The organism is Halomonas urmiana (assembly GCF_005780185.1).
In the GTDB taxonomy this organism is placed as follows: domain Bacteria; phylum Pseudomonadota; class Gammaproteobacteria; order Pseudomonadales; family Halomonadaceae; genus Halomonas; species Halomonas urmiana.
This window is the reverse complement of the sequence record NZ_VBUI01000026.1, coordinates 38,646-58,353: the sequence shown is the minus strand read 5'-3', so window position 1 is coordinate 58,353 and position 19,708 is coordinate 38,646. Positions and strand designations below refer to the sequence as shown.

Here is a 19,708-nt window from a genome sequence, read left to right as displayed (position 1 = left end):
GCAAGGCCGCCAGCAGCAGGAACCCACCGAAGCGACTCAGCGGCAGCCGATGGCTGACGCTGAGCGCCGTAGGAATCTTCTTCCTTCCCGCCGCAGGCGGCAATGTCCTGAGACGTTGAGGGAGAGGAGGATGTCAAGTCGAGAATATGCTGGGCGTATAGCTGCCACTCCTTGCTCATAGCTCCCGTGCTTCCGCGAGAACGGCGTCCCTGATGTGATGATTGAGTTCGTGGAGGGGGATCAAGTCGACGTCATGGCCCGTAATCTCGGCGAGTCTATCCGCAAGCGCCATGCGTTGAGTGAAGAGGTCATAGCCCTTGTCGAAATCCACCAGAAAGTCGATATCACTGTCCTGATCTTCCTGCCCCCGAGCAACGGAACCGAATACGCGGATGCCATGGGCCCCATGGGCTCTGGCGGCATCCATGATGGCGCGACGCTTCTGGTGTAGCTCATCGAATAGCATGGGGCTCCTGACTGCGATCAAGTCGCTTGTTCGACCTCAGGATAAGACGCAGATTCCATGCATGCCAGGCGGTCGACCATGGCCGTGACCATGCGCGTCGAATGGTCGGCGGCCTGCTCCAGGAACTGCTCGAAGGAGAGGTGGTTGTCGCCGCCGCCGGCGATGTCGGAGAGGGCGCGAATCACCACGAAGGGGCAGCCGTAGAGGTGGCAGGTCTGGGCGATCGCCGCGGCCTCCATCTCGGCGGCCAGCATGGTGGGAAAGCGCGAGCGCGTGGTGGCGACGAGCTCCGGGCAGGCCATGAAGACGTCGCCGGTGGCGATCAGCCCCTCGACGACGTTGACCTCGCCCAGCGACTCGACGCACTCTCGCGCTACCTTGACCAGGCGTTCGTCGGGCAGGTAGGCGGCGGGCATGTTCGGCACCTGGCCATGCTCGTAGCCGAACACCACGGCGTCGACGTCGTGGTGGCGCACCTCGCTGGAGACCACGATGTCGCCGATCGCCAGCCCCTGGCCGAAGCCGCCGGCGGAGCCGGTGTTGATGATCGCTTCGGGGTGGTAGACGTCAAGCAGCAGGGTGGTGCCGACGGCGGCGTTTACCTTGCCGATGCCGGACTGCAGGATCACCACCTCGACGCCGTGCAGCCGGCCGAGGTGAAAGGTGCAGCCGACGTGATGGCGGGTGCGGCGATCCTCCAGCTGGGCGGCGAGCTGCTCGACCTCCTGGGCCATGGCGCCGATGATGCCGATGCGCTTCATGCGAACACCTGGCTCCACTCGTTGCGCTTGGCCAGGAAGCCGCGGGCGATCTGCTGGGCGCCCTCCAGGCTGTGGCTGGCGGCCCAGCCGCACTGCATCTCGTTGCAGGCGGGCACTTCGGTGGCCTGAAGCACGTCCTCGAGGGTGCCTTCGACCAGCGCGAGCACGCCGTCATAGTCGTCGTGGTTGATCATCGCGATGTAGAAGCCGGTCTGGCAGCCCATCGGGCTGATGTCGACGACCTTGTCGGAGTGGTTGCGCGAGAGCTCGGCCATCAGGTGCTCCAGCGAGTGCAGGCCGGGCATGTCCATGTGGTCCTGGTTCGGCTGGCAGATCCGCATGTCGTACTTGTGGATGGTATCGCCGTGCTCGCCGGTCTTGATGTCGGCCAGGCGAATGTAGGGCGCCTTCACCTTGGTATGGTCGAGGTTGAAGCTTTCGACGTTCATCTTCTTGTCGGTCATCGGGAGACCTCGCGAGTCGGAAAAAGTGGAGGCGAGATTCTAGCGGAATTCGCGGTGGGGTGCATTTCGCCGCGCCGCGGGACACCTTGCTTCTTGGGCCTATTCCGCGGCGTCGTGCAGCTCGGCGGCCTGCAGGGTGTTCTCGAGCAGGCTGGCCACGGTCATCGGGCCGACGCCGCCGGGCACCGGGGTGATCCAGCTGGCGCGCTCGGCGGCGGCGGCGAAGTCGATGTCGCCGATCAGGCGGCCGTCCTCCTGGCGATTGATGCCCACGTCGATGACGATGGCGCCGGGCTTGATCCACTCGCCCTTGACCAGGCCGGGCTTGCCGACCGCGACCACCAGCAGGTCGGCGCGGCGCACGTGCTCCTCGAGATGGTTGGTGAAGCGGTGGCAGACCGTGGTGGTGCAGCCGGCGAGCATCAGCTCCAGTGACATGGGGCGGCCGACGATGTTGGAGGCGCCGACCACGGTGGCATCCAGGCCGCGCACCGAGAGTTCGCTCTGCTGGAGCAGGGTCATCACGCCCTTGGGCGTGCAGGGGCGCAGCAGCGGCAGGCGCTGCGCCAGGCGGCCGAGGTTGTAGGGGTGGAAGCCGTCGACATCCTTGTTCGGCAGGATGCGCTCGAGGATCGGCCGCGCGTCGAGATGCTCGGGAAGCGGCAGCTGCACCAGGATGCCGTCGATGCGCGGGTCATCGTTGAGCTGGTCGACCAGCTGCTCGAGCGCCTGCTGGCTGGTGTCGGTCGGCAGCCGATGCATGAACGAGAGGATGCCGGCCTCCTCGCAGGCGAGATGCTTGTTGCGCACGTAGACGGCGGAGGCGGCGTCCTCGCCCACCAGAACCACGGCAAGCCCCGGGATGCGCCCGCCGGCCTCGCGGCGCGTCTGGACCTGACGCGCGACCTGCTGGCGGACTCGGGCGGCAATGGACTTGCCATCGATCAGTTGGGCGGTCATCGAGCTTCCCTCTGGTGGTGGGTGGACGGGGCGGGTGATTTTCGCATGCCCGGGCGGCCCGGCCAAGCAAGGGGCGAAAGCGGCAAGCGGATAGCGCCGAGCTACAAGCTACAAGGAAACCCGAAGGTCCGACCCATGAGGTTTGCGTTTGCCTGGCGGGAGATCATGCTACTGGCTTGCAGCTCGGCGCTTGCAGCTCGGCGCTTGCAGCTCGGCGCTTGCAGCTCGGCGCTTGCAGCTCGGCGCTTGCAGCTCGGCGCTTGCAGCTAAAGGTTTGACCACCGGGCGCTGTGGCCTTGACGGGGGCGGAGAGTTCCGTAGAATACGCAGCGCTTGACGAGGCCCCTGCGGCGACGTCGAGGCCGTGCAAGAGCCGGCGGGGTGTAGCGCAGTCTGGTAGCGCGCCTGCTTTGGGAGCAGGATGTCGGGGGTTCGAATCCCTCCACCCCGACCACAACCTGTTGATTGGAAAGTTTTATTTTTCCTACAAGGGTTGCGGTCAGGCGCCCGGATACGTATCATGCGCCCATAGCTCAATCGGATAGAGCAACGGCCTTCTAAGCCGTAGGCTGCAGGTTCGAGTCCTGCTGGGCGCGCCATGCGTTGCATGAACGTGTCGCCAGCGGTCCGAACGATGCGTCAGAGCTTTCGCAAGTGCATCAGCAAGACCCGTGTCGTCGTGGTGGATGTAGCTCAGTGGTAGAGCCCCGGATTGTGGCTCCGGTGGTCGTGGGTTCGATCCCCATCATCCACCCCATTGCCTCCCTCAGCGTGACCCGTCTTTTCCGCAGTGCTCCCTTTTTTGCCTTTCCTCGTGGCCAGTGCCATGCGGTTGCCCGTGATCTCGTGTCGTGATGTCTCGTGACGCGCCGCTCGGCGATCCTGCTCGTGCCGGGGCAGAAAATCTCCGTGGCGACCCTTGTAATGCGCCGCCGGGCCCCCAATTTGATCAGGCACGGCGCTTGCCAGTCACGGGCGGGATTCTTAGAATCAGCCCTTTGAACTTTTCACGCTTTCAGAACGCTCCAGTCGGTAGAGGACATTTCATGCAAGTTTCCGTCGATACGACCTCCCAGATTGAACGCCGCATCAAGGTTCAGGTGCCGGCCGCCGAGGTCGACGAGGCCGTTGCCGCCCGTCTCAAGGATGCCGCCAAGAACGTGCGCCTGGACGGGTTCCGCAAGGGCAAGGTGCCGATGTCGGTGATCCGTCAGCGCTACGGCCACGACGTGCGTAACGAAGTGGTGGGCGAGGTGATGCGTGAGCGCTACGTGCGCGCCATCTCCGAGCACGAGCTCAACCCGGCAGGCAACCCGCAGATCGAGGCCACCACCAACGAGACCGGCAAGGACCTGGAGTTCACCGCCACTCTCGAGATCTACCCCGAGATCGAGCTGGCGTCCATCGAGGGCACCGAGGTCGAGCGTCCGGTGGTCGAGGTGACCGAGGCCGACGTCGACGAGATGATCGACACCCTGCGCAAGCAGAATGCCGGCTGGGAAGAGGTCGAGCGCGCCGCCGAGGATGGCGACCAGGTCAAGATCGACTTCCAGGGCTTCCTGGGCGACGAGCCCTTCGAGGGCGGCAGCGCCGAGGATCACGAGCTGGTGATCGGTTCCGGCAGCTTCATCCCCGGTTTCGAGGAGCAGCTGATCGGTGCCAAGGCCGGTGAGGAGAAGGAGCTCAAGGTCACCTTCCCCGAGGACTACCAGGCCGAGCAGCTGGCCGGTCAGGAAGCGACCTTCAAGGTCAAGGTCCACGCGGTGAAGGGCCAGGCCCTGCCCGAGGTCGATGCCGAGTTCGTCGCCAAGTTCGGTGTCGAGGACGGCGATCTGGACAAGTTCCGCAGCGAGGTCAAGCAGAACATGACCCGCGAGGCGAGCCAGGCCGTCGATAACCGCGTCAAGCAGCAGGTGCTCGAGGCGCTGAAGAAGGCCAACGACATCCCGGTGCCCCAGGCGTTGGTGCAGCAGGAGACCGACGGCCTCAAGCGCCAGGCGGCCCAGCAGTTCGGCCTCGGCGAGGACTTCGACGTCTCCCAACTGCCCGACGAGCTGTTCAGCGAGCAGGCCAAGAGCCGCGTTCAGGTCGGCCTGCTGCTGGCCGAGGTGATCAAGAGCGGCGAGCTCGAGGCCACCGACGAAGAGATCAAGGCCAAGGTCGAGGAGCTGGCCCAGCAGTACCAGGACCCCGAGCAGGTCGTCGCCCACTACATGGGCAATGATCAGCTGAAGACCCAGGTCCAGTCCGCCATCCTCGAGGAGAAGGCGGTCGACGCGTTGCTCGCGCAGGCCACCGTCAAGGAGGTGGAAATGGGCTACCAGGAAGCCCTCGCCGCGGCCCAGCAGCAGGGCGAAGCGGCCGAGGAAGACGAAGACGAAGACGAAGAGGCCGAGGGCGAAGCCAAGGCCTGAGTCTCGCTTCGGGAACGCCTGCCCGGCCGTGCGGTCGGGCAGGTGCTGCATCCTCCGCTTCCATTCATCGGATCCAAGGACATCACCAGATGAGCAACCCGTTCGAACCCCAATCCGCCGGCGGCCTGGTGCCCATGGTGGTCGAGCAGAGCGCGCGCGGCGAGCGGGCCTACGACATCTACTCCCGCCTGCTCAAGGAGCGCGTGATCTTCCTGATCGGGCCGGTAGAAGATTACATGGCCAACCTGCTGGTGGCGCAGATGCTGTTCCTTGAGTCCGAGAACCCGGACAAGGACATCCATCTGTACATCAACTCGCCGGGCGGTGGCGTGACGGCCGGCATGTCGGTCTACGACACCATGCAGTTCATCAAGCCCGATGTCTCCACCGTGTGCCTCGGCCAGGCGGCGAGCATGGGCGCACTGCTGCTGGCCGGCGGTGCCGCGGGCAAGCGCTACTGCCTGCCCAACTCGCGCATGATGATCCACCAGCCGCTGGGCGGCTACCAGGGTCAGGCCGCGGACATCGAGATCCACACCCGCGAGATCCTCGGCATCCGCGACCGGCTCAACCAGATCCTGGCCCACCACACCGGCCAGAAGATCGAGACCATCGCCAAGGATACCGATCGCGACAACTTCATGAATGGCTCGCAGGCCGCCGAATACGGCCTGATCGATGCGGTGCTGGAACAGCGCCCGACATCCTGATAGCGTAAAATTCACCCGAGTGCCTTCATGCACTGAGACGTTTCCCGGTGGCCGCGGCCACCGTGGTGAACCCGGCGCCCCGTGAGCCATACTGCATGGGGTGTCATCAAGAAAGAGGTACGCGAATGGCCGACGGCAAAGGCAAGGACGATGGCGGCAAGCTGCTCTACTGCTCGTTCTGCGGCAAGAACCAGAACGAGGTGCGCAAGCTGATTGCCGGCCCGTCCGTCTATATCTGCGATGAGTGTGTCGACCTCTGCAACGACATCATTCGCGAGGAGGTGCTCGATGCCGATGCCGAGACCGACGAGGAGCGTCTGCCCGCTCCCCGCGAGATTCGTCACACCCTCGATGACTACGTGATCGGCCAGGACCGCGCCAAGATGGTGCTGTCCGTGGCGGTGTACAACCACTACAAGCGCCTGCGCTATGGTGGCAAGGAAGAGGTCGAGCTCGGCAAGTCGAACATCCTGCTGATCGGGCCGACCGGTAGCGGCAAGACCCTGCTCGCCGAGACCCTGGCGCGGCTGCTCAACGTGCCCTTCACCATCGCCGATGCCACGACCCTCACCGAGGCGGGCTACGTCGGCGAGGATGTCGAGAACATCATCCAGAAGCTGCTGCAGAAGTGCGACTACGATGTCGACAAGGCCCAGCGTGGCATCGTCTACATCGATGAGATCGACAAGATCTCGCGCAAGTCGGACAACCCGTCGATCACCCGGGATGTCTCGGGCGAGGGCGTGCAGCAGGCGCTGCTCAAGCTGATCGAGGGTACTACCGCCTCGGTGCCGCCCCAGGGTGGGCGCAAGCATCCGCAGCAGGAATTCGTTCAGGTCGATACCACCAACATGCTGTTCATCGTGGGTGGCGCCTTCTCCGGTCTCGATAAGGTGATCCGCGATCGCGCCGAGAAGGGCGGCATCGGCTTCAATGCCGAGGTGAAGAGTAAGGATGAGACCAAGGGGGTGGGCGACCTGTTACTGGACGTCGAGCCCGAGGACCTGGTCAAGTTCGGCCTGATCCCCGAGTTCGTCGGCCGCCTGCCGGTGATCGCGACGCTTACCGAGCTGACCGAGGATGCCCTGATCCAGATCCTCACCGAGCCGAAGAACTCGCTGATCAAGCAGTACGCTCGGCTGTTCGACATGGAAAGCGTGGAGCTCGACTTCCGCGAGGACGCCCTGCGCGCGGTGGCCCGCAAGGCCATGGCCCGCAAGACCGGTGCCCGCGGGCTGCGCTCGATCCTCGAGTCGGTGTTGCTCGACACCATGTACGAGATTCCGTCTCTCGAGGGAGTCTCCAAGGTGGTGATCGATGCCTCGGTCATCGCCGGCGAGAGCGAGCCGCTGCTGATTTACTCCCAGCAGGAAGCGGCGCGGGTCGACGGCACCGACGGCTGACGCGCGCCGGGCGTTCGTCGCCCCGATGAGGGAGCGGCTTCATCCTCGGGATGCCTATCGGGCACTCCGGGGGAGGCCGCTCCCCTTCTTGTGTGTGGCCGCCCGCCATTGCCTTGCAATGCCGCCGCTTCGCCCCCATTCCCTGGGTATCCATCCGATTTCGTGTGAGGAACGTCTGCGATGCAGCAGAACGCCGAACAGACCCTGAGTCTGCCCCTTTTGCCGCTGCGGGACGTGGTCGTCTACCCGCAGATGGTCATTCCGCTGTTCGTCGGCCGCGAGAAGTCGATCCAGGCGCTCGAGGCCGCCATGGAGGCCGACAAGCGCGTCCTGCTGGTGGCCCAGCGTGAGGCCAGCAAGGACGATCCCGATAGCGAGGACATGTTCGCCATCGGTACCGTCGCCGAGATCATGCAGCTGCTCAAGCTCCCCGACGGCACCGTCAAGGTGCTCATCGAGGGCGAGTCGCGGGCCGACATCCGCGAGATCGTCGCCGTCGACGGCGGCTACAGCCACGCCGAGGTGAGCCTGCGTGAGAGCGAGCCGCTCTCCGAGCGCGAGCAGGAGTCGCTGGTGCGCGTGCTGCTCAACCAGTTCGAGCAGTACGTGAAGATGTCGAAGAAGGTGCCCAACGAGGTGCTCAACTCGCTCTCGGGCATCGAGGACCCGAGTCGCCTGGTGGATACCATCTGCGCCCACCTGTCGTTGAAGATCGACGACAAGCAGCAGCTGCTGGAGATGGATCGGGTGCGCGACCGCATCGAGCACCTGATGGCGCTGATCGAGTCCGAGATCGACCTGCTGCAGGTGGAGAAGCGCATCCGCTCGCGGGTCAAGGACCAGATGGAGAAGTCCCAGCGCGAGTACTATCTCAACGAGCAGATGAAGGCCATCCAGAAGGAGATGGGCGAGCTCGAGAACGTGCCCAACGAGGCCGAGAAGTACGAGCAGGCCATCGAGGAATCCGGCATGCCCAAGGAGGCCCGCGACAAGGCCCTCCAGGAACTGGGCAAGCTCAAGATGATGTCGCCGAATTCCGCCGAGGCCACGGTGGTGCGCTCCTACCTCGACTGGCTGGTGGCGGTGCCGTGGAAGAAGCGCACCCGCATCAAGCATGACCTGGTGCACGCCCAGAAGGTGCTCGATGAGGATCACTACGGCCTCGACGAGGTCAAGGCACGTGTCCTCGAGTACCTGGCGGTACACAAGCGGGTCAAGAAGCACAAGGGGCCGGTGCTGTGCCTGGTGGGGCCGCCCGGGGTGGGCAAGACCTCGCTCGGGCAATCCATCGCCCGCGCCACCAACCGCAAGTACGTGCGCCTGGCGCTCGGCGGGGTGCGCGACGAGTCCGAGATCCGCGGGCATCGCCGCACCTACATCGGTTCGCTGCCCGGCAAGATGATCCAGCGCATGAGCAAGGCCGGGGTCAAGAACCCGCTGTTCCTGCTCGACGAGGTCGACAAGATCGGCATGGATCACCGCGGCGATCCCTCCTCGGCGCTGCTCGAGGTGCTCGACCCGGAGCAGAACAACACCTTCAGCGACCACTACCTGGAGCTGGACTACGATCTCTCCGAGACGCTGTTCATCTGCACCGCCAACTCGATGAACATCCCCGGGCCGCTGCTCGATCGCATGGAGGTGATTCGTCTGCCGGGCTATACCGAGGATGAGAAGCTGGCGATCGCCAAGCGCTACCTGATGCCCAAGCAGCTCAAGGCCAACGGCTTCAAGGACGACGAGCTCTCGTTCACCGACGAGGCGCTGCTCGAGCTGATCCGCTACTACAGCCGCGAGGCCGGGGTGCGTGAACTCGAGCGCCAGATCGCCAAGGTGTGTCGCAAGGTGCTGCGCGAGCGCATCGAGAAGGAGAGCCAGGAGGGCGCCCAGGCCCCGCAGCGGCTCTGTGCCGCCGACGTCGAGCCCTATGCCGGGGTGCGGCGCTATAGCTACGGCCTGGCCGATCAGCAGGATCAGGTGGGCCGCGTGACCGGCCTGGCCTGGACCTCGGTGGGCGGCGAGCTGCTCAGCATCGAGTCGGTGATCACGCCCGGCAAGGGGCGCCTGGACAAGACCGGCTCGCTCGGCGACGTCATGAAGGAGTCGGTGAGCGCCGCCCAGACCGTGGTGCGGGCTCGCGCGCTGGCACTCGGCATCGACCCCGAGCGCTTCGAGAAGGAGGACCTGCACATCCACGTGCCCGAGGGCGCCACGCCCAAGGACGGTCCCAGCGCCGGCATCGCCATGGTCACGGCCATGATCTCGGCCTACACCGGTCGTCCGGTGCGCTGTGACGTGGCCATGACCGGCGAGGTCAACCTGCGCGGCGAGGTGATGCCGATCGGCGGGCTCAAGGAGAAATTGCTGGCCGCCAGGCGCGGTGGTATAAAGACGGTGCTAATACCGGAGGAAAACCGTCGCGACCTCAAGGAGGTCCCGGACAATATCAAGGAAGCCCTCGATATTCGGCCGGTTAGCTGGATTGATGACGTTCTGGAGGTGGCTCTGGCCGAGAAGCCTGAGCCGAAAAAGGAGGGTTCCAGCACGGAAGATTCCTCCTCCAAGGCGTCGATGATCAGTACGCACTAGCGGTAATTTTTCTCGCCATGCCGGAGTGAAAAGCCCGGTATGGCGGGGTTTGGCTGCTAAGGTTGCTTGACAGAGCTTTCGCCGCATTGCTATAAACTATCGCCATGCTGTGATCGCGTCAGTCAGCCGAAAGTCTCGCCGGTTAGAGCCAATTTACGAAATAGTCAAGGGGTGAAGTGTGAACAAATCCGAGCTGATCGAAGCCATTGCCGCGTCTGCCGACATTCCCAAGGCAGCCGCCTCTCGCGCACTGGATGCCATGGTCGACACCGTGTCAGAGAGCCTGAAGAAGGGTGACAGCGTGTCCCTGGTGGGGTTTGGTACCTTCACCGTCAAGGAGCGTGCCGCTCGCACGGGGCGTAACCCGCAGACCGGCCAGCCGATCGAGATCAGTGCTGCCAAGGTGCCGAGCTTCAAGGCCGGCAAGGCGCTCAAGGACTCCGTCAACTGAAACAACGGCGCCTGCCGTAGCATTGACGGTGGTTTCTTCTACAGGCGCATCGCCCCGGCGGTGCGCCTGTTCCCGTTCTATGGGCACCCACACCGCCGCGTCGCGAGGCGCACGGTGATGCGTATAATGTGCGCGACCCGACTCATTTGATCCGCAGAGGCCTGCATGCTGCAAAGTATTCGTGACCGCTCCAAGAGTTGGGGCGCCAAGATCATCATCGGTGCCGTGGTCGTGACCATGGCGCTGTTCGGCGTGGAATCGCTGGTCGGGCTGCTGGGCAACAGCGGCGATGAGGTCGCCCAGGTCAACGATGAGCCGATTACCCGCCAGCAGCTCGAGATCGAGGTGCAGCGCGCCATCCGCAGTGGCCAGGTGCCGCCGGACCAGGAGCGCGCCCTGCGTGCCGAGATGCTCGACATGCTGATCACCGAGCGGCTGCTGACCCAGTACGCCGAGGAGGGCGGCTTGTATGTCTCCGAGCAGCAGCTCGATCAGTTGATCGTCACCCTGCCGGAGTTCCAGGACGCCCAGGGGGGCTTCGACCGGGAGCTGTTCCGCAATCGCCTGGCCAGTGCCGGTTTCACGCCGCTGTCGTTCCGCCAGCAGCTCGCCGTCGACCTGAAGCGTCAGCAGGTCCAGCAGGGGCTGGCCGTCAGCGACTTCACCCTGGAAGAGGAGCGTGAGCGCCTCGCCGAACTGCAGCGCCAGACCCGCAGCTTCCGGCACCACGCCCTGACCCCGGACGACCTGTCTTCCATGCCCGAGATCACGGAGCAGGATCTGCAGGCCTACTACGATGCTCACCAGGGCGACTACCGCCGTCCCGAGCAGGTGAAGGTCAACTACGTGGTGCTCGATCGCCAGCAGATGGCCGCCGAGGTCGAGGTGAGCGAGGCAGCGCTGCGCGAGGCCTGGGAGTCTGGGGCGGCCGAGGCCGATCGCCGGGTCTCGCACATCATGGTGACGTTCGGCGACGACGCGGGTAGTCGTGAACAGGCCCGGGCGCGCCTCGAGCAGGTTCAGGCGCGTCTCGCCGAGGGTGAGGCGTTCGCCGAGCTGGCGGCCGAGGTCTCCGACGACACCTCGACCAGCGATACCGGTGGCGATCTGGGCGTCATCTCCCGCGGCTTCTTCGGCGAGGCCTTCGAGGACGCCGCCTTCGCCCTCGGCGAGGGCGAGGTCTCCGGCATCGTCGAGACCGACAACGGCCTGCACCTGATCAAGGTCACCGAGCTCGATCGCCCCGCCTTCGAGGAGCGCCGCGAGGCGCTGCGCGCCGAACTGGCCCTCGAGCAGGTCGACGACGCCTTCAACGAGCGGGCCCAGCGCCTGATCGACGACAGCTTCGCTGCCGACGACCTGGCAAGCGTCGCCGACGACCTGGGGCTCTCGCTCCAGCAGAGCGACTGGGTCGGCCGCCAGGTCAGCGAGGGCGTGCTCTCCGAGCCCGGCGTGATGCAGCAGGCCTTCAGTGACGACGTGCTGGAGAACGGTTACAACAGCGAGGTGATCGAGCTCGACGAGGATCGCCGCCTGGTGCTGCGTGTGGCCGGGCACCGCGATGCCGCCACGCTGCCGCTCTCCGAGGTGCGCGATGAGGTCGAGGCCGCCGTGCGCGAGGCCAAGACGCGTGAGGCGTTGGTCGAGCTGGCGACCCGGCGGGTCGAGAGCCTGCGGGCCGGCGAGACGCTCGACATCGCCTGGCAGCAGGCCGAGTCGGTCAGCCGCCAGGGCGGCAGCGCGCTCTCGGAGGCGCTGGTGCAGGCCGCCTTCCGCCTGCCGCACCCCGAGGGCGAGAAGCCGGTCTACGGGCACGCCCTGGACGGCGAGCGCGTGGTGCTGATCGCCCTGGAACGCGTCCAGGACGGCGAGCCCAACGCCCAGATGGAGGCCTTCGTCGCCAACAGGGCGGAGCGCCTGCGGGCCCAGGCCGCCATTCAGGGCCTGCTCGACGACCTGCGCGACAAGGCCAGCATCGAGCGGCTGTAGGAGCCGCCAAGCGCCGAGCTACAAGCGCCGAGCTACAAGCGCCGAGCTACAAGCGCCGAGCTACAAGCAAACCCCGAGGCCATGGCCTCGGGGTTTGCTTTTGGATCCTCGCAGAGCAGCGTGATATGGGCGAGATTCGTGGGAGCGCTGCTTGCAGCGCGATCCGCCGCGTAGCGGTGGCGGGTGGCGTGCCGTTGGCAGATGGGTGCTTTGCGACGAACCTAAAGTAACCCGTCGTGGAGGTTCCAGTGAGGGAGCCAGGGAAAGGGCTACAGCACGCCACCTGGCTATCCTCAACCGGAGGGGGAGCCGGCATCGAGCTTGAACCATTCGACTGAGAGGTCCATTATATCGATACTGATATAGGATCACGGGAGCCAAGGAGGCAGCGTGGCGCGGAAGAAGCCCGTCGCATTCGTAGGGGACTCGAAAGACCGGCTGCGCGACTTCCCTCTGGACGCCAAGCGAGAAGCGGGATTTCAGATCGACAGGGTTCAGGCTGGAGGTCAACCGGACGACTTCCGTCCCATGCCAAGCATTGGCCCTGGCGTCATGGAGATCCGCATTCGGGAAGACAACGGGGCCTTTCGGGTGTTCTACGTAGCCAATCGGGGCGATGCGGTTTTCGTGCTCCACTGCTTCCAGAAGAAGTCCCAGAAGACCGCCAAGAAAGATATCGACCTGGGCAAGCAGCGATACAAGGAGCTGACCTGAGCCCGGCCACCAAGCGAGGTGACATCATGGCCATCGAGTATTATGACAGCGTGTGGGACGCCATCGAGGACACTCCCGAGGAGACGCTGAACATGCGCCTGCGCTCCGAGCTCATGGCGAAGATCGCTGGCCGTGTCAGGGAGTGGGGCGTCACTCAGAAAGAGGCCGCGCATCGCCTGGGCATCACCCAGCCTCGCCTCAACGACCTGCTGAGCGGACGCATCAACAAGTTCAGCCTCGACGCCTTGGTCAATCTGACGGGGCCAGCTCACTTCCACCTCAAGCTGGAGATTGAGGACGAGACGGAAGTGGTCGCCTGACAGCTATTAGAATGCCCCTTGCCCATACATGGAAAATTGGTTCATCGCACCTTGCCGGGAAACGATCGTCAGCAGAAGAGCAGGTCTTGAGCAACGTATGGTGGAAGCTGTCGGTTCGACGCCTCGACTTGCCCAGCGATTGGCGTCGGCCGTCGCCCCGCCGAAGCCACTCTTTTGCCAATGGCACCACACCTGCCGCCGCTACGCGGCGGATCGCGCCGCAAGCAGTGCTTCCACCATCTTCTCCCGTTCCACGCCGATCTGCGATGACCCTTTTTATTGGCCCCAGGGGAGGGTGAGGGCTCATTCCCGTGGCGGCATGCCGGCACGGGAATAAAGTGTTATGTTATAACAATCATCGTTACAGCGCTCGCCATTCCCCCTCTGGAGTTCCCATGCCCACCCCCCTCTCCGCCATTCCCGTCCACCTCATCACCGGCTTTCTCGGCAGCGGCAAGAGCTCGCTGATCCGGCGCCTGATCGAGCAGAAGCCCGCCGACGAGCGCTGGGCCGTGGTGATCAACGAGTTCGGTCGGGTGGGGATCGACCAGGCGATGTTCGAGGAGCGTGATGACCTCGTCGTCAAGGGCCTGCCCGGGGGCTGCCTGTGCTGCCAGCTGGCCTTCGTGCTGCAGGCGTCGCTGGTGAACCTGCTGCATCGCCATCGACCCGATCGGCTGATCATCGAGCCCTCGGGGCTCGGTCATCCGGCAGGCCTCATCGAGGTGCTGCGCGGCGAGGGCCTGGGCGAGGCGCTGGCGGTGCGCGACGTGATCGCGCTGCTCGACCCGCGTCGGCTGGATGACCCGCGCGCCCGGGCGCATGAGACCTTCCGCGACCAGCTGGTCATGGCCGACGGCGTGGCGCTGACCATGACCGACCTGGCCACCCCTCGGCAGGTGCAGGCGGCGAGGGACTGGCTCGGCGAGCTCTGGCCACGAAAGCACTGGATTCGCGAGGCGCCCCACGGCGAGCTGCCGCTCTCCCTGCTGGGCGACAACCGACGCCACGACGATGGCGGTGGAGCGCCCGCCTCGGCGATCCATCGGGCGGCCCGAGAGGGCGCGTCACACTCGGCGCAGGACGCGGGGCAGGACGCGGGGCAGGACGCGGGGCCCGCCGCGCGCGAGCCGGCCCCCGGCCAGCCGGTCCGCGAGGCGGGCGCGTCGCTGGGGCACGCGAGCCTGGGTTGGCGCTGGCACGCCGAGGATCGCTTCGACCTGGATCGTCTCGCGGTGCGGCTCGGCGAGCTGCCCGCGGGGCTCAGGGTCAAGGGGGTGCTGCATACGTCCGAGGGATGGCGACTCTACAACCGGGCCGAGGGCGTGGTCAGCCTCGGCGAGACGGCCTGGCGGCGCGATTCCCGCCTGGAGCTGATCGGCGAGGCGGGCGAGCTGCCGGACGCTGAGGCGCTGGAAGGCCGGTTGGCGGAGTGCCTAGACAGTCGGTGAGGCCACCCCTTTCGCCCTACCAGTCGAAGCGTCGAACCGTCGAAGCGTCGAAGCGTCGAACCGTCGATCCGACGGCTCCCATGAGGGGCCTGCTCAGGAGAGCGGGAACGCCTGGAGTCGCGGCTCGGCGCCGTCCTCGATGACGATCTCCCAGCCTTTGTCGGGCTGCCAGTCGCCCAGCACGTAGCGGCGCGCCGTGGTGCCGTCGAGGTCGACATCGTGGACGGCAGGCCGGTGGGTGTGGCCGTGGATCAGGGTCTCGACCCCGTGGGCACGCAGCGCCTCGACCACTTCGTCGGGGGTGACGTCCATGATGTCCTCGGCCTTGTTGGAGTTGGCCTCACCGGACTGGTCGCGCAGCTGCCTGGCCAGCTGGAGCCGCTCGGCGATCGGCATGCCGAGCACCTGGGTTTGCCACCGCGGGTCTCGGGCCTGGCGGCGAAAGGCCATGTAGGCCTCGTCGCGGGTGCACAGGCTGTCGCCGTGCATCAGCAGCACGGGGCGATCGCCCAGGGTCACCACGCTGGGGTCCGGCAGCAGGCGGGCGCCGGCGGCGGTCGCGAAGCGTTCGCCCAGCAGGAAGTCGCGGTTGCCGTGCATCAAGTAGATGGCGGTGCCGGCCTCGGCGAGGGTCTTCAGCGCGGCGGCGACGCGCGATGCCAGCTCGGCGGTGCCGGTCGGATCGCCGGCGCCGAGATCCAGCAGGTCGTCGCCGATCCACGCCTCGAAGAAGTCGCCGAGGATATAGAGGGCCTCGGCGCCAGGGGCACGGTCGGCGAGCCAGCTCAGGAAGCCGTCGGTGAGCTCGGGGGTAGCGGGCTGCAGGTGCAGGTCGGATATCAGCAGGGTGGTCATGGTCGGCCCGGTTGGCTAAGGAAAGGGGGCGCCGGTGACGCGCGTCGGGAGTTGAAACGCATCACGCCCGCCGGGCTTGAGCGACCTGGCGGGCGTGCGAGCGTGGCGAGGATCAGGCCTCGGCGTCGTCCTTCACGTAGGCCTTCTGGATGATCACGTCCTCGGTGGGCACGTCGGCGTGCATGCCGCGACGGGTGGTGGGGACCGCCTTGATCTTCTCGACTACGTCCATGCCCTCGACCACCTCGCCGAACACGCAGTAGCCCCAGCCCTGGATGTTCTTGCCGCTGTGGTTGAGGAAGTCGTTGTCGGCCACGTTGATGAAGAACTGCGCGGTGGCCGAGTGGGGATCCTGGGTGCGCGCCATGGCCAGGGTGCCGGTGGTGTTCTTCAGGCCGTTGTCGGCCTCGTTGTCGATGGGCTCGCGGGTCGGCTTCTGGTTGAAGTCGCTGTCGAAGCCGCCACCCTGGACCATGAAGCCCGGGATCACGCGGTGGAAGAGGGTGCCGTCGTAGAAGCCGTCGCGCACGTACTGTTCGAAGTTGGCGGCGGTCTTCGGGGCCTGGTCGTGGTTCAGGGCGATGGTGATATCGCCGAAGTTGGTCTGCAGTACGATCATGCTGGGTTCCTGTCGTTGTCGCCGAAGCCGGCGCGATCGCCACGTCCGTTACGCGGGGTTGTTCCGTCGACGGCTCTGCGAGGAGGCGCTGTGAACCCTTCCCTGGGCGCTACTTTTGCCATCCATGGCAAAAGACCTCCTCTTCGAGCCGTCCCCGGCGCCCCGCGGGATGGCCCGCGGCGGTCTCATATTGGTCGGTAGGCGGGATGCCTTGGCGCCCTATGGGCACGTGGCGCTATAATAGCGGTTTTGCCTCGATGCGCGAAGGCGGGGGCATGTCCTTCATGCCCTGCGCCGTGCACCGAGCCAGGCCCGCGATTCAACCAGAGGTTGCCCCACCGACATGACCACCGAGACCACCAGCGCGCCGAACTTCATCCGCAACCAGATCCGCGAGGAGATCGAGGCCGGGCGGGCCGGAAAGATCGTGACGCGCTTTCCGCCGGAGCCCAACGGCTTCCTGCACATCGGCCACGCCAAGTCGATCTGTCTGAACTTCGGGCTTGCCGAGCACTTCGGTGGCGACTGTCATCTGCGCTTCGACGACACCAACCCGGCCAAGGAAGAGCAGGCCTACATCGACGCCATCAAGGCGGACGTTCACTGGCTGGGCTTCGAGTGGGCGGGCCCGGTACGCTTCGCCTCGGACTACTTCGACCAGCTCTATGCCTGGGCGCAGCATCTGGTGCGCGAGGGCAAGGCCTACGTCGACGACCTCTCGCCGGACGAGATCCGCGAGTACCGCGGCACCCTGACCGAGGCGGGCAAACCGAGCCCCTACCGTGAGCGCTCGGCGTCCGAGAACCTCGACCTGCTCGAGCGCATGCGCGTGGGCGAGTTCGCCGAGGGCGAGAAGGTGCTGCGGGCGAAGATCGACATGGCCTCGTCCAACATCAACCTGCGCGACCCGATTCTCTATCGCATTCGCCACGCCAGCCACCACCAGACCGGCGACAAGTGGAAGATCTACCCCTCCTATGACTTCACTCACGGGCAGTCCGATGCCCTGGAGGGCGTGACTCACTCCGTCTGCACCCTGGAGTTCGAGGATCACCGCCCGCTCTACGAGTGGTTCCTGGACAACCTGCCGGTGCCGGTGACCCCGCGCCAGATCGAGTTCGCGCGGCTCAACCTCAACTACACCCTGACCTCCAAGCGCAAGCTCAAGCTGCTGGTGGACGAGCAGATCGTCGACGGTTGGGACGACCCGCGCCTGCCGACCATCTCCGGGATGCGCCGCCGCGGCTACACGCCGGCCTCGATCCGCAAGTTCTGCGACATGATCGGCGTGACCCGGGCCGACGGCGGCCTGGTGGACATCGCCATGCTCTATCACGCCATCCGCTCGGATCTCGAGGACAACGCCCCGCGGGCCATGGCCGTGCTCAAGCCGCTCAAGGTGGTGCTGACCAACGTGGCCGAGGATCGCGAGGAGGTCTACGAGGTGCCCGGCCACCCGGCCCGCGAGGACATGACGGTGCGCCGCGTGCCTCTGACCCGGGAGCTCTACATCGACGCCGATGACTTCATGGAGGAGCCGCCCAAGAAGTTCTTCCGTCTGGCGCCGGGCAAGGAGGTGCGCCTGCGCAACAGCTACGTGATTCGCTGCGACGAGGTGGTCAAGGACGCCGACGGGGGGATCAGCGAGCTGCGCTGTTCCGTGGACTTCGACACCCTCGGCAAGAACCCGGAGGGCCGCAAGGTCAAGGGCGTGATCCACTGGGTCAGCGCCGTGCATGGCGTGCCCATCGAGGTGCGCCTCTACGACAACCTCTTCCAGGTCGAGCAGCCCGACAAGGACAAGGACGCCGACTTCCTCGAGCACCTCAATCCCGAGTCGCTGGTCACCGTGCAGGCGATCGGCGAGCCGAGCCTCGCCGAGGCGACGCCCGAGAGTCGCTTCCAGTTCGAGCGGGTGGGCTACTTCTGCGCCGATCGCCACGCCTGCCGCGACGGCAAGCGGGTGTTCAACCGCACCGTGGGCCTCAAGGACGGCTGGGCCAAGGTGAAGAAGCAGGAAAGCCAGAAGACCGCGCAGGACAACAAGGGGTGAGCATGAGCGACATGCAGATCTACAACACGCTGACGCGTCGCAAGGAGCCGCTCACGCCGCTCGAGCCCGGCAAGGTACGCATGTACGTCTGCGGCATGACGGTCTACGATTACTGCCACCTGGGCCACGCCCGGGTGATGGTGGCCTTCGACGTCATCACCCGCTACCTGCGCGCCCGGGGCTATGAGGTGACCTATGTGCGCAACGTTACCGACATCGACGACAAGATCCTCAAGCGGGCCGACGAGAACGGCGAGAGCATCGCCGCGCTCACCGAGCGCATGATCGCGGCCATGCACGAGGACGAGGCGCGCCTCTCCGTGCTGCCGCCGGACCAGGAGCCCCGTGCCACCGGTCATGTCGGCGAGATCATCGCCATGATCGAGACGCTGATCGACAAGGGGTTCGCCTACGCCGCCGACAACGGCGATGTCTACTACCGGGTGCGCCGCTTCGCGACCTACGGGGCGCTGAGCAACCGCGACCCCGACGAGATGCGTTCCGGGGCCCGCATCGAGGTAGACGAGCACAAGGAGGATCCGCTGGACTTCGTGCTCTGGAAGGCGGCCAAGCCCGGCGAGGCGAGCTGGACCTCGCCCTGGGGCGAGGGTCGCCCCGGCTGGCACATCGAGTGCTCGGCGATGTCCACCTGCTGCCTGGGCGAGACCTTCGACATCCATGGTGGCGGGCCGGACCTGATGTTCCCCCACCACGAGAACGAGATCGCCCAGAGCGAGGCCGCCACCGGCCATCGCTACGTGAATACCTGGATGCACGCCGGGGCGGTGCGGGTGAATCAGGAGAAGATGTCCAAGTCGCTGGGCAACTTCTTCACCATCCGCGACGTGCTCGAGCATCACGATCCGGAGGTGGTGCGTTACCTGCTGGTGGCCAGCCACTACCGCAGCCCGATCAACTACGCCCCCGAGTCGCTGGCCGAGGCCCGCAAGTCGCTGGAGCGTTTCTACAATTCACTCGAAGGGCTGGCCCTGGAGGGCGTGGCGCTCGAGGGCGCGGCCGGCCCCGAGGCGGCGCTCGATCCGGCGGACGACGGCGACCATGCGGCACGCTTCGCCGCCGCCATGGATGACGACTTCAACACCCCCGAGGCGCTGTCGGTGCTCTTCGACCTGGCCCGCGAGCTCAATCGCGCCAGGAAGGAGGCGCCGGACCGGGCCCCGGCGCTGGCCGCCGAGCTCAGGCGCCTGGGCGGGGTGCTGGGCCTTTTGCAGCAGGCGCCGGCGAGCTTCCTCCAGGCCGGTGCCTCGAGCCTGCCGCTCGCCGAAGACGAGATCCAGGCGCAGATCGACGCGCGTGCCGCGGCCAAGCAGGCCAAGGACTTCGCCCGCGCCGACGCCATCCGCGACGAACTCGCCGCGCTCGGGATCATCCTCAAGGATTCCCGTGAGGGCACGACCTGGGTCTTCGAGACGCCCGAACGTGAGCCGTAAGCCATAAGCTTGAAGCTGGAAGACGCCCGGTCCGCCAT

17 protein-coding genes and 3 tRNA genes are annotated in these 19,708 nt (G+C 65.8%); 14 read left to right on the top strand and 6 right to left on the bottom strand.

Going from position 1 to position 19,708, the window contains the following annotated elements:
* Positions 1-175: 175 nt before the first annotated feature.
* The 4 genes from FEI13_RS15550 to folD form a co-directional block, all read right to left on the bottom strand.
* Positions 176-466, bottom strand: a complete 291-nt coding sequence (locus FEI13_RS15550; protein ID WP_138182431.1) for a nucleotidyltransferase family protein — start codon at positions 464-466, stop codon at positions 176-178.
* 17 nt (positions 467-483) lie between these two features.
* Entirely contained in the window at positions 484-1,227 is a 744-nt protein-coding gene (gene mtnN, locus FEI13_RS15545; RefSeq protein WP_138182430.1) for a 5'-methylthioadenosine/S-adenosylhomocysteine nucleosidase, read from the bottom strand.
* Positions 1,224-1,691, bottom strand: coding sequence for an S-ribosylhomocysteine lyase (locus tag FEI13_RS15540; RefSeq protein ID WP_138182429.1), 468 nt, complete (start codon positions 1,689-1,691; stop codon positions 1,224-1,226). Before FEI13_RS15540 ends, mtnN begins: the two co-directional genes overlap by 4 nt.
* Before the next feature lie 99 nt (positions 1,692-1,790).
* Positions 1,791-2,651, bottom strand: coding sequence for a bifunctional methylenetetrahydrofolate dehydrogenase/methenyltetrahydrofolate cyclohydrolase FolD (gene folD / locus FEI13_RS15535; RefSeq protein ID WP_138182428.1), 861 nt, complete (start codon positions 2,649-2,651; stop codon positions 1,791-1,793).
* 377 nt (positions 2,652-3,028) lie between these two features.
* Here folD and FEI13_RS15530 point away from each other — a divergent pair.
* From FEI13_RS15530 to FEI13_RS15475, 12 genes are all read left to right on the top strand, one after another.
* Positions 3,029-3,105, top strand: a tRNA-Pro gene (locus tag FEI13_RS15530).
* 68 nt (positions 3,106-3,173) lie between these two features.
* Positions 3,174-3,250: transfer RNA gene (locus FEI13_RS15525), tRNA-Arg, on the top strand.
* A gap of 83 nt (positions 3,251-3,333) precedes the next feature.
* A tRNA-His gene (locus FEI13_RS15520) sits at positions 3,334-3,408 on the top strand.
* 289 nt (positions 3,409-3,697) lie between these two features.
* A complete protein-coding gene (gene tig, locus FEI13_RS15515; protein WP_138182427.1) occupies positions 3,698-5,065 on the top strand; it encodes a trigger factor in 1,368 nt (455 codons plus the stop codon).
* 89 nt (positions 5,066-5,154) lie between these two features.
* Entirely contained in the window at positions 5,155-5,775 is a 621-nt protein-coding gene (clpP, locus tag FEI13_RS15510; protein WP_138182426.1) for an ATP-dependent Clp endopeptidase proteolytic subunit ClpP, read from the top strand.
* Between the two features lie 125 nt (positions 5,776-5,900).
* A complete protein-coding gene (clpX, locus tag FEI13_RS15505; protein WP_138182425.1) occupies positions 5,901-7,178 on the top strand; it encodes an ATP-dependent Clp protease ATP-binding subunit ClpX in 1,278 nt (425 codons plus the stop codon).
* A 180-nt stretch (positions 7,179-7,358) separates the two neighbouring features.
* Positions 7,359-9,767, top strand: a complete 2,409-nt coding sequence (gene lon, locus FEI13_RS15500) for an endopeptidase La (protein WP_138182424.1) — start codon at positions 7,359-7,361, stop codon at positions 9,765-9,767.
* 178 nt (positions 9,768-9,945) lie between these two features.
* Positions 9,946-10,218, top strand: a complete 273-nt coding sequence (locus FEI13_RS15495) for an HU family DNA-binding protein (RefSeq protein ID WP_089850121.1) — start codon at positions 9,946-9,948, stop codon at positions 10,216-10,218.
* Between the two features lie 165 nt (positions 10,219-10,383).
* A complete protein-coding gene (locus FEI13_RS15490) occupies positions 10,384-12,207 on the top strand; it encodes a SurA N-terminal domain-containing protein (protein ID WP_138182423.1) in 1,824 nt (607 codons plus the stop codon).
* Between the two features lie 390 nt (positions 12,208-12,597).
* Complete coding sequence (locus FEI13_RS15485) at positions 12,598-12,921, top strand: type II toxin-antitoxin system RelE/ParE family toxin (protein WP_138182422.1); 324 nt, start codon at positions 12,598-12,600, stop codon at positions 12,919-12,921.
* 26 nt (positions 12,922-12,947) lie between these two features.
* On the top strand, positions 12,948-13,241 hold the full coding sequence (locus tag FEI13_RS15480) for a helix-turn-helix domain-containing protein (RefSeq protein WP_138182421.1): 294 nt from the start codon (positions 12,948-12,950) through the stop codon (positions 13,239-13,241).
* A 395-nt stretch (positions 13,242-13,636) separates the two neighbouring features.
* Positions 13,637-14,692: a CobW family GTP-binding protein gene (locus FEI13_RS15475; RefSeq protein WP_138182420.1), complete on the top strand. Its 1,056-nt coding sequence runs from the start codon at positions 13,637-13,639 to the stop codon at positions 14,690-14,692.
* A 93-nt stretch (positions 14,693-14,785) separates the two neighbouring features.
* Here FEI13_RS15475 and FEI13_RS15470 read toward each other — a convergent pair whose 3' ends face one another.
* Entirely contained in the window at positions 14,786-15,547 is a 762-nt protein-coding gene (locus tag FEI13_RS15470) for a UDP-2,3-diacylglucosamine diphosphatase (RefSeq protein ID WP_138182419.1), read from the bottom strand.
* Positions 15,548-15,659: 112 nt separating this feature from the next.
* Entirely contained in the window at positions 15,660-16,166 is a 507-nt protein-coding gene (locus tag FEI13_RS15465) for a peptidylprolyl isomerase (RefSeq protein WP_138182418.1), read from the bottom strand.
* 343 nt (positions 16,167-16,509) lie between these two features.
* Between FEI13_RS15465 and FEI13_RS15460 the strand changes: the two genes are divergently transcribed.
* Positions 16,510-18,219, top strand: coding sequence for a glutamine--tRNA ligase/YqeY domain fusion protein (locus FEI13_RS15460; protein ID WP_138182417.1), 1,710 nt, complete (start codon positions 16,510-16,512; stop codon positions 18,217-18,219).
* 11 nt (positions 18,220-18,230) lie between these two features.
* Positions 18,231-19,670 (top strand): cysteine--tRNA ligase, encoded by a 1,440-nt coding sequence (cysS, locus tag FEI13_RS15455; protein WP_138182436.1) that lies wholly within the window; start codon positions 18,231-18,233, stop codon positions 19,668-19,670.
* Positions 19,671-19,708: the final 38 nt, after the last annotated feature.